Genomic DNA, 13754 nt, shown 5'->3' on the forward strand with positions numbered 1-13754 from the left:
GCGCCGCGACGGTGGATCGGTCGGGCCGCGTTCGGCCGCGCCAGGTTCGGTCGCGCCACGTCGGGCCGGCGGCGCCCGGCTACGCTCATTGGCTGCCGGCGGCCGGCGCGGCGGCGCCGGCGTTGAGCATGAAGAAGCGGTTCGGCACCAGCTTGCCCATGCCGTAGCGCTGGGCGTTGGCCAGCGCGCCGACGGTGTATTCCTGCGCCGCCAGCACCGCCTCGATGGCGTCGGCGCCGCGCGCCATGTTGGCGGTGATCGCCGCCGACAGCGTTCCGCCGGCGCCGATGAAGGGGCCGGGCAGGTGCTGCCAGGTGTCGTGGCTGATCATGCCGTCGGCGCCGAACAGGGTGTTGGCCAGGGTGGCCGCCTGGGCCGCCTCGCCGCCCACGCCGGCCGGGGTGCCGGTCACCAGCACGAACTCGCAGCCCAGCGCCAGCAGGTGCTCGACGTCCGACTCCATGGTCTCGTCGGCGCTTTCGCGCCAGGTCTCGGCCAGGCGGCCCAGCTCGACCTGCGACAGCATCAGCAGGGTGGCCTGGGGGATCAGCAGCTGGCGCAGCGCCGTCAGCAGCTCCTCGTGCTCGCCGTCGTCGGGCTGCTCGGGCATGCGCGAGCTGAACGGGTCGAGGATCAGCGGCGCGTCCGGGTAGTCGGAGAGGATCTCGGCGATCGCCGAGACGTGCTCGACGTTGTCCAGCGCGCCGACCTTGAAGGCGGCCACCGGCATGTCCTCGAGCAGCACGCGGGCCTGGTCGCTGACCCAGTCGGGGTCGATCCGCTGCTGGTCCTCGATGCGCGCGCTGTCGCCGATCAGCAGGGCGGTGGTCACCGAGATGCCGTTGCAGGAGTGGGCGGCGAACACCGCCAGGTCGGCCTGGACGCCGATGGCGCCGACCGGATCGGCGACGCCGAAGCTGAATATGAGAGGAGAAGTTTGGTTTTGCACGGCGGGTAGATTAAGATACCTAATTCAGCATTTTACTAGATAGAAGGATGGGCGAACGTGAGTAGCAACGAAACAACGCAGCAGTTCCAGACCTGGATGTGCCTGATCTGCGGCTGGGTCTACGACGAGGCGGCCGGTTTGCCCGACGAGGGCATCGCCCCGGGCACCCGTTGGGCCGACGTGCCGATGAACTGGGCCTGCCCGGAATGCGGCGCCCGCAAGGACGATTTCGAGATGGTGGCGTTCTAATATCCGCCCGGCCGGGCCGTCGCCGGCGCGCGGCGGCACCGCGCTATGCTATCGTGTAGCCTCATCCCAGTGAACCGACTATGACGACGACGCCGCAATCGACAGGTTTGAAAATCATGGTGATCGACGACAGCAGCACGATCCGTCGCTCTGCCGAGATCTTCCTGAGCCAGGCCGGCTATCAGGTGGTGCTGGCCGAGGACGGCTTCGACGCGCTGGCCAAGATCAACGACCACCACCCGGCGCTGGTGTTCTGCGATATTTTGATGCCGCGCCTGGACGGCTACCAGACCTGCGCGCTGATCAAGAAGAGCGCGCGCTTCCACGCCACGCCGGTGTTGATGTTGTCGTCCAAGGACGGCCTGTTCGACCGCGCCCGTGGCGCCATGGTCGGCTCGGCCGCCTACCTGACCAAGCCCTTCAGCAAGGACAGCCTGCTGGCGGCGGTGCGCGAGCACACCGCCGGCGCGGCCGTCCCGCCCCCCCATGCATAAGAAAGCCGCAGGCACCCCATGCCCATCCACCGCATCCTGATCGTCGACGACTCGGCGACCGAACGCTACTACCTGACCGACATCCTCGAGCGCAACGGCTACTCCGTCAGCAGCGCCGAAACGGGCGAGGCGGCGCTGCTGAAGATCCGCGCCGACAAGCCCGAGCTGATCCTGATGGACGTGGTCATGCCCGGCCCGAACGGCTTCCAGGTGACCCGCGCCATCGCGCGCGACACGACGCTGCAGGACGTGCCGGTGATCATCTGCTCGAGCAAGAGCCAGGAGACCGACCGCATCTGGGGCCTGCGCCAGGGCGCCAAGGACTATCTGGTCAAGCCGGTCGACGCGGCGGCGCTGCTGGCCTGCATCGCCGCGCTCGACCTGGCGGAGCTCAAGCGCAGCGCCGCCCCCGGCGAGTCCAGCTAGGCGATGGGCGCCAGCGGCCGCGATCCCGTGACGGCGCCCGACGGCGCCGAGCGGCGCAGCCGTCTGCGCCAGTACCAGGTGCAACTGCTCGAACGGGTGCAGGCGGCCGCCAGCGGCCCGGCGGCCGGCGGCCGCGAGCTCGGCGTGCAGCTGGGCGGGCGCCGCTTCCTGCTCGACCTGACGCAGATCGGCGAGATCGCGCCGCCGCAGGCGCTGACCACGGTGCCGCTGGCGCAACCCTGGTATCTGGGCCTGGCCAAGCTGCGCGGCGCGCTGTGCGGCGTGGTCGACCTGGCCCGCTACCTTGAACTCGGCGGCGTGGCCGGCGGGCCGCAGGCGCGCCTGGTCAGCTTCGCGCCCGGCCTGGGCTGCCCCTGCGCGCTGCTGGTCGAGCAGGTGCTGGGCCTGCGCCGGCTCGACCAGCTCGAGCCGGCCGCCGCGCCGGCCACGGCGGCGCCGGCCGCGCCCTGGTGCGAACAGCATTTCCGCGAGCGCGACGGCGCCCACTGGACCCGGCTCGACCTGGCGCTGTTGCTGCGCGAGCCACGCTTTTTGCAAGTCGGTTTGTAGTCGGCCTGGCCGCACGAATGGGAGACGGTGGAATGGGATTCATGAAGGGTTTGTTCTCGCGCGACCGGGCCGGCCCCGGCCCCGGCCCCGACTCGGCCTTCGCCGACGCCGGCGACTCGCAGTTCCTCGGCGCCGCCGCGCCGCCGGCCGCCGCGGCCGCCGGCGCGGCCGAGGCCGACGCGCCGCTGCGCCTGCGCGACGTCATCCGCCGCCGTGGCGCCGCCGCCGCGCCGGCCGACGCCGGCCCCGGCCTGAAGCTGCCGCTGATCGGCCACCTGCCGCCGCAGCGCCAGCTGAGCATCCTGTCGAGCACGCTGGCCGTCAGCCTCGGCCTGTCGGTGCTGTTCGTCGCGCTCAACACGGTGCGCAGCGCCGGCCGCTCGACCCAGACCCAGGTGGCCAGCGACGCGCTGATGCACTCGCAGCGCATCGGCAAGGCCGCGCCCAACGCCGTGCAGGGCAACGCCGAGGCCTTCCGCCAGCTGGAGGAGAGCCGCAAGGAGCTCAACGACGACTTCCGCCTGATGGCCGGCGGCGGCAACTACCAGGGGCGCGGCATCGCCGCGCCGCGCGCCGCCCTGGCGCCGGTGGTGGCGGCGGCGCGCCAGCAGTGGAACAACTCGGACCAGGCGGCCGCCACCATCCTGCTGCTGAAGGCCGACCTGGGCGGCTTCGACCACGCGCTGCGCGAGATCAACGCCGCCTCGCCGCGCCTGCTGGCGATGTGCGAGGAGATCTCGGCGCTGAAGCTGGCGCGCGGCGGCAGCGGCCACGAGCTGGCGGCGATCGGCCGGCTGACCATGCTGACCCAGCGCATGAGCCGCAGCGCCGGCGAGTTCCTCACCTCCGGCGGCATCAGCTCGGAGACCGCCTTCCAGCTGGGGCGCGACACCACGGTGTTCCGCGCCACCATCGACGGCTTCCTCAACGGCAGCGCCGCGCTGCAGCTGCCGGCCAGCCGCGACGGCGAGCTGCGCGGCCGCTTCGAGGCCCTCGAGGGCGCCTTCGAACACTACCAGAAGCAGGTCGGCGCCATCCTCGACAACCTCGACAAGTTCAGCGCCGCGAAGAACGCCGAGCAGCTCATCTTCGGCCAGAACGAGACGCTGCGCCAGCACCTGGCCACCCTGCAGCAGGCCTACCGCGCCGACCAGGACTCGCTCGACCTGACCTTCTGGCTGATGGTGGCCGGCGGCCTGCTGACGCTGACGGCGGCGGCCGCCATCGGCCGCGTGCTGCTGCAGGACTCGCACAACCGCGCCCGCGGCGCCGAGCGGCGCCGCCGCGAGGCCGAGGCGATGCGCCAGCAGTCGCAGCGCCAGGAGGCCGAGGCCAAGGCGATGAACGACCAGAACCAGGCGGCCATCCTGCGCCTGATGAACGAGCTGCAGGAGGTGGCCGACGGCGACCTGACGGTGCAGGCCACGGTGTCGGAGGACATCACCGGCGCCATCGCCGACTCGGTCAACTACACGGTCGAGGAGCTGCGCGGCCTGGTCGGCCGCGTCACCAGCACCGCCGAGCAGGTCACCGAGGCCTCCGGCCGGGCGCAGGGCATCGCCAGCGACCTGCTGCTGGCCTCGCAGCGGCAGTCGCGCGAGATCGAGGACGCCAGCGCCACCGTGGTCAAGATGGCCGGCGAGATCACCGACGTGTCGCGCTCGGCCAGCGAGTCGGCCGACGTGGCGCGCCAGTCGGTGGCGGCGGCGCGGCAGGGCTCGACGGCGGTGGAGAACGCCATCAAGGGCATGCACGAGATCCGCGAGCAGATCCAGGAGACCTCGAAGCGCATCAAGCGGCTGGGCGAGTCGTCGCAGGAGATCGGCGAGATCACCGAGCTGATCTCCGACATCACCGAGCAGACCAACGTGCTGGCGCTGAACGCGGCGATCCAGGCCGCCGCGGCCGGCGAGGCCGGGCGCGGCTTCTCGGTGGTGGCCGAGGAGGTGCAGCGCCTGGCCGAGCGCTCGGCGGCGGCGGCCAAGCAGATCGGCGCGCTGGTGCGCACCATCCAGACCGACACCCACGACGCGGTGGCGGCGATGGAGCGCTCGACCCAGGGCGTGGTCGAGGGCGCGCGCCTGTCCGACGCGGCCGGCGCCGCCCTCAACGACATCAGCCAGGTGTCGAACCGGCTGGCCGAGCTGATCTCCGGGATCTCCTTCGCCACCGGGTTGCAGGCCACCTCGGCCAACGGCGTGGCGCGCAACATCCAGCACATCCTGACGGTGACCGAGCAGACCCAGGGCGGCACCCAGCAGACCGCGCAGTCGATCCAGCTGCTGTCGCAGCTGGCGCAGGAATTGAAAAACTCGGTGTCGCGCTTCCGCATCGCGGCCTGAGCGGCACCACCCACGCGCGGGCGGCCGGCAACCGCCCGCGCGCATCCATTGAAAGGCCGAGCAAGCATGAAGACTGATGTTCCGAACCCAGCGCAGGCGCAATTCGACACCGGACCCCTGTCCTGGGTGATGGTGGAGATCCGCGAGGCGCTGGCGCGCTCGCGCACCGCGCTGTTCGAGGCGGGCGGGCGGGCGGAGGAAGACCAGGCGACCCAGCTGCAGCACGCCAAGTCGCACCTGCACCAGGCCCACGGCGCGCTGCAGATGGTCGACGTCGACGGCGCCGCCCTGCTGACGGCGGCGGCCGAGCACGCGCTCGGGCGCTTCAAGGACGGCAGCCTCAAATGCAGCGCCGACCACGTCCACGTCGTCGCCCAGTTGTACCAGGCGCTGGTCGAATACGTCGAGGAGCTGCTCGACGGCGCGGCGCCGCAGCCGGCGCGCCTGTTCCCCTACTACCGCGCGGCGCTGGAGATGCTCGGCGCCGAGCGCATCCATCCGGCCGACCTGTTCTTCCCCGACCTGTCGGCGGCCGCCTCGGCGGCCCTGGCGCCGGCCGCCGCCGCCGGCGTGGCCGCCGGCGTGGCCGACTACGCGGCCTGGCGCCAGCGCTTCGAGAAGGCGCTGCTGCCCTACCTGAAAAGCACCGACGCGGCGCAGCAGCGCGAGCACGCCGCCGCGCTGCGCGACGCCGTGGCCCTGGTGGCCGGCGCCCAGCGCGAACCGGCCGCGCGCGCCTTCTGGCTGGCGCAGCAGGGCTTCGCCGAGCTGGTGGCGGCCGGCCGCGTGGCCGGCGGCCTGTACGTCAAGCAGCTGTTCGGCCTGATCAATCTGCAGATCCGCCGCCTCAGCCAGGGCAGCGCCGCCCAGCCCGAGGGCATGCTGCGCGACGCGCTGTTCTTCGTCGCCGCCGCCGACCCCGCCACCGAGGACGATTCCGCCACCGCCACCGCCACCGCCGCCGCGCCGGTGGCGCGCCAGCTGCGCCGCGCCTTCGCGCTCGACGGCCTGCTGCCGGCCGACTACGAGGCGCGCCGCTACGGCCAGATCGACCAGCAGGCGCTGGCCGGCGCCCGCGCCGGCATGGCGCAGGCCAAGGCCAGCTGGGACGGCCAGGCCGAGGCGCCGGTCGACCCGGCGCAGGGCGCCGCCTTCGACGCCGCCCTGCGCCAGAGCGCGCAGCACTGCGACACGCTGGGGCTGGCCGCGCTGAGCACGCTGCTGCGCCAGCTGGCCGACGTCGCCGCCCGCGCCGTCAGCGCCGGCCGCGGCGAGGAGCTGGCGCTGGAGATGGCCACCGCGCTGCTGTTCGCCGAACACGGCCTGGAGCAGATCCGCCACCTGCCCGACGACTTCAGCGCCCACGCCGACACCATCGGCGCGCGCCTGCTGGCGCTGGTGGCCGGCGAGACGCCGCCGCAGCCGGCCCAGTGGCAGGGCGGCCTGGCCCAGCGCATGCGCCAGGACGACACGGTGGCCGCCTTGTCGGCCGAAATGAAAAACGGCCTGCGCCAGGTCGAAAAGGTGCTCGACGAATACCACGTCGACGCCGCCACGCGGCCGGCGCTGGGCGCGCTCGATCCGACCCTGCACCAGCTGCACGGCGCCCTGGCCATGCTCGACCAGGACGAGGCCATGCGCGCCGTGCTGCAGCTGAGGGAGGCGGTGCGCCAGCTGGCCGAGGGGCGGGGCGAGGCGGCGCAGCAGGCCCGCGCGCTCGACGAGATCGCGCAGAACGTCGGCGCGCTCGGCTTCTTTGTCGACATGCTGGCGCAGAACGCCGCCGGCGCGCGCGAGCGCTTCGCCTTCGACGCCGAGCGCGGCACCTTCCGCTCGCTGCCGTTCAAGAAGATCGCGGCGGCCGGCGCCGTGCCGCTGCTCGACGAGGCCATGCCGGCGGCGCCGCCGCCGGCCGGACCGCAGGTCGCCCCGCCGGCGCCCGCCAGCGACGCCGCCGTCGAGGCCGAGCTGCTCGACATCTTCATCAACGAGGCGCGCGAGGTGCTGTTGTTCGTCGACCGCACGCTGGCGCAGCCGCGCCAACTGGCCGGCGGCGTCGACAACCTGAGCATGCTGCGCCGTTCCTTCCACACGCTCAAGGGCAGCGGCCGCATGGTCGGCCTGGGCCACTTCGCCGACGCCGCCGCCGGCGTCGAGCGGGTGATGAACGTCTGGCTGGCCGAGGCCTGGCCGGCCAACGACGCCTTGTTCGCGCTGCTCGAGCACGCCGCGCAGGAGCTGGGCCGGTGGGTGGCCGAGCTGGCCGCCAGCGGCCGCTCGGCGCGCGACGGCGCCGCGCTGGTCGCCGCCGCCGCCGTGGTGCAGCAGGGCGGCGCCTTCGCCATGGCGCCGGCCGAAACGCGGGTCGACGAGCAGCTCGAGGCGCTCGCGCCGCCGCCGGACGACACGCCGGCCGAACCGGCTGCGCCAGCAGAATTTGCCGAAGCTGCCGCCACGGTCGCCGCGCCCGACACAGCGGGGCAGATCGCCGGAACTGGATCGTCCGCGCAGACCATCGAGCCCGAGCCGCCGGAGCCGCTTGTTGAGGCCGCAGTCCCGGCGCCCGCGCCGAGCGCCGCGCCGGCCGGCAATGTGATCGAGTTCCCGGGCATCGGCGCGCCGCGCCCGGCCCGCGACGACAATCTGAAGCACATCGGCGAGCTCGACATCCCTCTGCCGCTGTTCAACATCTACCTGGCCGAAACGGACGAGCTGGTGCGTCTGCTGGCGCGCGACTTCGGCGAATGGCGCCACGAGCCGCGCCGTCCCGTCAGCGGCGAGGCGCTGCAGGCGGCGCACACGCTGGCCGGCACCTCCGCCACGGTCGGCTTCATGGCGCTGCGCGAGCTGGCCCACGCGCTGGAGATGACGTTGGAGGCCTTGCTGCCACCGGCGCCGCATCTGGACCCGGCGCAGCACGATCTGCTCGACTTCACCATCGAGCGGATACGCCAGATGCTGCAAAGCTTCGCCCAGGGCGACATGCCCGCCGCGCAACCGGAGCTGGTCGCCGCGCTGCTGGCCCTGCGCGCCCAACTGGCGGCGACCGCGCCGGCGGCCAGCGACGACATCGAGGCCCGCCTGGACAGCTTGCTGGCCGAGACGATGGAAAGCATCACGGCGCCGCCGGTCCAGCCGGCCGCTCCCGCAGCCGACGAGGTCGACGCGACGCCGCTGGACGCGCTGTTCCGCCAGTGCTTCAACAGCATTAGCGGCACGATTCCGCTGGAGGAGCCGGCGCCGGTGGTGCAAAAACCGAAGCCCGTCAGCACCGCCGACGACATCGACGACCTGTTCAACTCCGCCTTCGACGACGCCTTCGACGAGCCGGCGCTGACCCAGATCGCCGCGCCAAGCGTGCCGGACGCCGAGCCAGCGCCGGTGGCGCAGTCGGAATCCGAAGTGGAAGCGGCAGCGGAGCCCGAAGCCGAAGCCGAACCAACACCCGAGCCCGAGTCCGAGCCGGAACCCGAACCCGAACCCGAACCGCTGGCCGAGCTGGAGGCCCCGGCCGAAGTCGTCACCGCGCCGCCGCTGCAAACCGAGACCGCGTTGTCCTTCGCCGCCACCATCCTGCCGCTGGCGGCCGCGTCGGAGTTGCTGGCCGCCGCGCCGGCGCTGTTCCACGACGAGATCGACGCCGACCTGCTGCCGGTGTTCCTGGAGGAGGGCGCCGACCTGCTGCCGCAAGTGGGCCAGCTGCTGCGCGCCTGGCACGCCGCCCCGGCCGACGCCGCCCCGGCCCAGTCGCTGTTGCGCATCCTGCACACGCTCAAGGGCAGCGCGCGCATGGCCGGCGCGATGCGCCTCGGCCAGCACGCCCACGAGATCGAAACCCACATCGAGAACATGGTCCACGCCGGCAGCGCCACGCCGCAGGCCTTCGACGAGCTGCTGGCCCACTACGACCACGCCATGCTGCTGTTCGAGCAGTTGCAGCAGGCGCCGGCGGACGCCGCGCCAAGCCCGGCCGACGGCGCCGACGGCGGCCGCGCCACGGCGGCCACGGTGGGCGACCCGGCCGAGCCGGCGGCCGCCCAGCTCCACGCGCCGGACGAGGCGCCGGCCGCCAAGACGGCGCTGGTGCGGGTGCGCGCCGACATCCTCGACCGCCTGGTCAACCAGGCCGGCGAGGTGTCGATCTCGCGCTCGCGGCTGGAGAACGAGGTCGCGGCGCTGCGCGGCTCGTTGTTCGACTTCTCCGACAACCTGGCCCGCCTGCGCCGCCAGTTGCGCGAGGTGGAGATGCAGGCCGAATCGCAGATCGCCTCGCGCATGGCGGTGTCGAGCGAGCGCGAGTTCGACCCGCTCGAATTCGACCGCTTCACCCGCCTGCAGGAACTGACCCGCATGATGGCCGAGAGCGTCAACGACGTCGCCTCCTTCCACGAGAGCCTGAGCCGCAGCGTCGACAGCGCCGGCGAGGACCTGGTGCGGCAGGCGCGCCTGACGCGCGACCTGCAGCGCGACCTGATGCGGGTGCGCATGGTGCCCTTCGCCAGCATCGCCGAGCGGCTGTTCCGCGTCGCCCGGCAGAGCGCCAAGGAGGTCGACAAGCGCGTCAACCTGGACATTCGCGGCGGCGCCGTCGAGATCGACCGCAGTGTGCTCGAACGCATGGCCGCGCCCTTCGAGCACCTGCTGCGCAATGCCATCGCCCACGGCGTCGAGACGCGCGCCGCGCGCGCCGCCGCCGGCAAGAACGAAACGGGCGAGCTGCTGGTGCAGGTCAGCCAGCAGGGCAACGAGGTGGTGATCGACTTCTCCGACGACGGCGGCGGCCTGGACCTGGCGCGCATCCGCGCCAAGGCGGCCAGCCTCGGCCTGTTGGCCGCCGGCGAGGAGATCGGCGACGTGCAGGCCGCCAACCTGATCTTCGCGCCGGGCTTCTCCACCGCCGAGGCGCTCACCGAGCTGTCCGGCCGTGGCGTCGGCATGGACGTGGTGCAGTCCGAGGCGCAGGCGCTGGGCGGCCGCGTCGACCTGTTTTCCGATCCGGGCAAGGGCGCCCGCTTCACCATCCACTTGCCGCTGACCCTGGCGGTGGCCCAGGTGGTGCTGCTGGGCGCCGGCGGCAAGACCTACGCGCTGCCGTCGGTGCTGGTCGAGCAGGTGCTGCAGCTGAAGGAGGCGGCGCTGGCCGAGGCCTGGCGGCAGGGCCACATCGCCAGCCACGGCCAGCACGCTGCGCTGCACTACCTGCCGGTGCTGCTGGGCGAGGGGCGGGCGCGCCCGGCCGGCCAGCGCTCCAGTCCCGTGCTGCTGCTCAAGAGCGGCAGCGAGCGGCTGGCGCTGCAGGTCGACGAGGTGCTCGGCAACCGCGAGGTGGTGATCAAGAACGTCGGGCCGCAGCTGGCGCGCATGGTCGGCATCGCCGGCGCCACCGTGCTCGGCTCGGGCGACATCGTGTTGATCCTCAACCCGGTGGCGCTGGCCCAGCATTTGGCCCAGCATCCCGAGCTGCAGGCGCAGTACGCGGCGGCGGCCGTCGACAGTCCGGCGCTGCCGCCGGCGCAGGGCAAGACCATCATGGTGGTCGACGATTCGCTGACGGTGCGCCGGGTCACCCAGCGCCTGCTCGAGCGCGAGGGCTACCAGGTGCTGCTGGCCAAGGACGGCGTCGACGCGCTCGAACAGCTGCAGGGCCGGGTGCCCGACCTGATGCTGGTCGATATCGAGATGCCGCGCATGGACGGCTTCGACCTGACCCGCAACGTGCGCGGCGACGAGCGCACGGCGGCCGTGCCGATCATCATGATCACCTCGCGCAGCGCCGACAAGCACCGCAACGTCGCGCTGGCGCTGGGCGTCAACGCCTACTTCGGCAAACCCTTCCAGGAGCCGGTGCTGCTCGGCACCATCGCCAGCCTGCTCGGCTAGCCCGGCTTGGAATCGACAAGGGGGCCGCCGGCCCCCTTGTTTTGTCGCACCGCTAGCCCGGCTTCTTCACCACCGCGTAGCGCTCCAGCGTGCGCTTGCGCGCCTCGTCGTGCATGACGATGGGCTGCGGGTAGTCACGCCCGAGCACGATGTTCCTTTGCTCGAGCAGCATGCGCGGCACCAGCCAGGGCGCGTGGATCTCCTTGTCGCCCAGCGCCGCCAGCTGCGGCAGGTAGCGGCGGATGAAGCGGCCGGCGCCGTCGAACTTCTCCGACTGGGTGGTCGGGTTGAAGATGCGGAAGTAGGGCTGGGCGTCGCAGCCGGACGAGGAGGCCCACTGCCAGCCGCCGTTGTTGGAGGCCAGCTCGAAGTCGTTCAGGTGCAGGGCGAAATAGGCTTCGCCGCGGCGCCAGTCTATGCCCAGGTCCTTGATCAGGAAGCAGGCGGTGACCATGCGCAGGCGGTTGTGCATATAGCCGGTCTGGTTCAGCTGGGCCATGGCGGCGTCGACCAGCGGGTAGCCGGTGCGGCCCTCGCACCAGGCGGCGAAGGCGGCGTCGGCCTCGCCGCCGGCCTCCCATTCGATGGCGTCGTAGGCCGGCTTGAAGGCGCTGGCCACCACGTGCGGATGGTGGAACAGGATCATGGCGTAGAACTCGCGCCAGACCAGCTCGTTGAGCCAGACCTGGGCGCCGTCGCCGCCGGCGCCGCGCGCCATCAGGTCGAGCACGGTGCGCACCAGGTGGCGGATCGACAGCGTGCCGAAGCGCAGGTGCATGGACAGGTAGGACGGCCCCTTGACGGCGGGGAAGTCGCGCGCCACGCCATAGTTGGCGAGGCGCGGCAGGAACTGCTCGAACAGGCCGGCGGCGCCGGACATGCCGGTCGGAATCGCCAGTTGCCCCAGGTTGCTGGGCTCGAAGCCGAGCTCGGCCAGCGGGGGCAGGACGCTGCGGCCGGGCGCCAGGGCCGCCTTCAGGGGCTCGATGTTGTATGGAATTAACACCGTCGGGTCGGCCAGCAGCTTTTTCAGCCAGGCGTTCTTGTACGGCGTGTAGACCGAGAACACGCCGCCGGTCTGCGACAGCACCTCGGCGCGCTCGAACACCACCTGGTCCTTGTGGCTGGACCAGTGCCGCCCGGCCGCTTGCAGCGCGGCGGCGACGGCGCCGTCGCGGGCTATCGCCTGCGGCTCGTAGTCGTGGTTGGCGAAGACGGCGTCGGCGCCCAGCTCGGCGGCCAGGCGCGGGATGGCCTCGGCGGCGTCGGCGTGGCGCACGATCAGATGGCCGCCCAGCTGCTCCAGTTCGGCGGCCAGCTCGGCCAGGCTGGCATGGATGAAGTCGACGCGGCGGTCGGCGCGCGGCAGGCCGGCCAGGATCGCGCTGTCGTAGACGAAGACGCAGTACACGCTCTTGCTTTGGCGCAGGGCGTGGTGCAGGGCGGCGTGGTCGAAGGCGCGCAGGTCGCGCCGGAACCACACCAGCGAGGTGTTGAAGGCCATGTCGGGGGTGTCCATCTCGTGTTGGAGGTCAAGGTCGGGGCGGGTTTTACCGCCTACCATCGGGCTGGAAGGCCGTCCGACAGGCGCTGCGGGTGGTGGTGGCGTCAATTCAGTGTAAACTATCGAAATTACCATAGCGCTCCGCCGAGCGTATCCTACAGCAAACGGCGGACTTGCCGCACCAGAACAGCAGCCCTGCAGAGAGAGCAACGTGTATGAAGAAAAGCAAAATCGACCAGTCTCTGGCTGTGCCCGGCCTGCCGCCGGAGCCGATTGACCCGCTGGCGTCGCTGCACGTGGCGAAGCCGCCGGCCTTGAACCTGGCTAATCATTTCCTGATTGCAATGCCATCGATGCAGGACCCGATCTTCGGCGGCACCGTCGTCTACGTCTGCGAACACAACGACAACGGCGTGCTCGGCGTGGTCATCAACAAGCCCACCGACATGACCATGCAGGTCTTGTTCGAGCGCATCGACCTGCCGCTGCAGGCCGGCCTGGACAGCGCCGTCGTCGACGAGCCCATCATGTTCGGCGGCCCGGTGCAGGACGACCGCGGCTTCGTGCTGCACACCCCCGGCGCGCAATACTCGTCGTCGCTGACGGTGACCGACCAGGTCGCCTTCACCACCTCGATCGACGTGCTCGAGGCGGTCGCCGCCGGCACCGGCCCGACCCGCCTGCTGGTGTCGATCGGCTACGCCGGCTGGAGCCCGGGCCAGCTGGAGGACGAGATCAGCCGCAACGGCTGGCTCACCGTCGCCGCCGACCCGCGCGTCGTCTTCGACCTGCCGATCGAGGAGCGCTACACGGCCGCCATCAAGCTGCTCGGCTTCGACCCGCTGATGCTGACCACCGAGGTCGGCCATGCTTGAGCTTGCCAACCGCGCCAACGCCGCCGCCCCCGCCGCCAACACCCCGGCGGGGTGCGCGCGGTGAGTCTGGAAACGGTATTCGGCTTCGATTTCGGCGTCAAACGCATCGGCGTGGCGATGGGCAACACCATGATTTGCCAGGCCCAGCCGCTCAAGGTGATCGCCGCCATCGACAACGCCGCCCGCTTCAGCGCCATCGCCGCGCTGATCGCCGAGTGGGCGCCGGCGCGCCTGATCGTCGGCCTGCCGACCCACCCGGACGGCGCCGAGCACGAGATGACGGCGCGCTGCCGCCGCTTCGCCAACCAGCTCCACGGCCGCTTCAACCTGCCGGTCGAGCTGGTCGACGAGCGCTACTCGTCGGCGGTGATCTCGGCCAAGCGCGGCGAGGTGATCGACGACCGCGCCGCCGCCATCATCCTGCAACAATACTTCGACTCGCAGGGCTGAGGGCCGCCCAGCGAG

10 protein-coding genes are annotated in these 13754 nt (G+C 71.8%); 8 read left to right on the plus strand and 2 right to left on the minus strand.

The annotated features are described in order from the left end of the window. Positions 1–85: 85 nt before the first annotated feature. Positions 86–949, minus strand: a complete 864-nt coding sequence (thiD, locus tag BM252_RS01475) for a bifunctional hydroxymethylpyrimidine kinase/phosphomethylpyrimidine kinase (protein WP_093382640.1) — start codon at positions 947–949, stop codon at positions 86–88. Positions 950–1045: 96 nt separating this feature from the next. Between thiD and BM252_RS01480 the strand changes: the two genes are divergently transcribed. From BM252_RS01480 to BM252_RS01505, 6 genes are all read left to right on the plus strand, one after another. Further along, positions 1046–1198: a rubredoxin gene (locus BM252_RS01480; RefSeq protein WP_093382643.1), complete on the plus strand. Its 153-nt coding sequence runs from the start codon at positions 1046–1048 to the stop codon at positions 1196–1198. Positions 1199–1278: 80 nt separating this feature from the next. After that, entirely contained in the window at positions 1279–1692 is a 414-nt protein-coding gene (locus tag BM252_RS01485; RefSeq protein WP_093382646.1) for a response regulator, read from the plus strand. An 18-nt stretch (positions 1693–1710) separates the two neighbouring features. Continuing rightward, positions 1711–2118 (plus strand): response regulator transcription factor, encoded by a 408-nt coding sequence (locus BM252_RS01490; RefSeq protein WP_093382649.1) that lies wholly within the window; start codon positions 1711–1713, stop codon positions 2116–2118. 3 nt (positions 2119–2121) lie between these two features. After that, the gene (locus tag BM252_RS01495) at positions 2122–2688 is read left to right on the plus strand and encodes a chemotaxis protein CheW (RefSeq protein ID WP_093382652.1); all 567 of its coding nucleotides are present in this window, start codon (positions 2122–2124) and stop codon (positions 2686–2688) included. A gap of 32 nt (positions 2689–2720) precedes the next feature. Further along, positions 2721–5030: a methyl-accepting chemotaxis protein gene (locus tag BM252_RS01500; protein WP_425442240.1), complete on the plus strand. Its 2310-nt coding sequence runs from the start codon at positions 2721–2723 to the stop codon at positions 5028–5030. 66 nt (positions 5031–5096) lie between these two features. Beyond that, a complete protein-coding gene (locus tag BM252_RS01505) occupies positions 5097–10910 on the plus strand; it encodes a hybrid sensor histidine kinase/response regulator (RefSeq protein WP_245774028.1) in 5814 nt (1937 codons plus the stop codon). Positions 10911–10962: 52 nt separating this feature from the next. On the opposite strand, the gene BM252_RS01510 is transcribed toward BM252_RS01505, so the two are convergent. Next, positions 10963–12429: a cryptochrome/photolyase family protein gene (locus tag BM252_RS01510; protein ID WP_425442241.1), complete on the minus strand. Its 1467-nt coding sequence runs from the start codon at positions 12427–12429 to the stop codon at positions 10963–10965. Positions 12430–12629: 200 nt separating this feature from the next. Here BM252_RS01510 and BM252_RS01515 point away from each other — a divergent pair, with 200 nt between their 5' ends. Next, positions 12630–13289 carry a YqgE/AlgH family protein gene (locus tag BM252_RS01515; protein WP_093382661.1) on the plus strand — a complete coding sequence of 220 codons (660 nt, stop codon included), beginning with the start codon at positions 12630–12632 and terminating at the stop codon, positions 13287–13289. A 66-nt stretch (positions 13290–13355) separates the two neighbouring features. Continuing rightward, a complete protein-coding gene (gene ruvX / locus BM252_RS01520) occupies positions 13356–13739 on the plus strand; it encodes a Holliday junction resolvase RuvX (RefSeq protein WP_425442251.1) in 384 nt (127 codons plus the stop codon). Positions 13740–13754: the final 15 nt, after the last annotated feature.

Source organism: Rugamonas rubra (genome assembly GCF_900114705.1).
GTDB classification, from domain to species: domain Bacteria; phylum Pseudomonadota; class Gammaproteobacteria; order Burkholderiales; family Burkholderiaceae_D; genus Rugamonas; species Rugamonas rubra.

Bases quoted from the DNA above. Each gene is read 5' to 3' on its own strand.
- BM252_RS01500 (WP_425442240.1), top strand. From the start codon at position 2,721: ATGGGATTCATGAAGGGTTTGTTCTCGCGCGACCGGGCCGGCCCCGGC.
- BM252_RS01510 (WP_425442241.1), bottom strand. From the start codon at position 12,429: ATGGACACCCCCGACATGGCCTTCAACACCTCGCTGGTGTGGTTCCGG.
- BM252_RS01485 (WP_093382646.1), top strand. From the start codon at position 1,279: ATGACGACGACGCCGCAATCGACAGGTTTGAAAATCATGGTGATCGAC.
- BM252_RS01505 (WP_245774028.1), top strand. From the start codon at position 5,097: ATGAAGACTGATGTTCCGAACCCAGCGCAGGCGCAATTCGACACCGGA.
- BM252_RS01495 (WP_093382652.1), top strand. From the start codon at position 2,122: ATGGGCGCCAGCGGCCGCGATCCCGTGACGGCGCCCGACGGCGCCGAG.
- BM252_RS01480 (WP_093382643.1), top strand. From the start codon at position 1,046: ATGTGCCTGATCTGCGGCTGGGTCTACGACGAGGCGGCCGGTTTGCCC.
- BM252_RS01490 (WP_093382649.1), top strand. From the start codon at position 1,711: ATGCCCATCCACCGCATCCTGATCGTCGACGACTCGGCGACCGAACGC.
- BM252_RS01515 (WP_093382661.1), top strand. From the start codon at position 12,630: ATGAAGAAAAGCAAAATCGACCAGTCTCTGGCTGTGCCCGGCCTGCCG.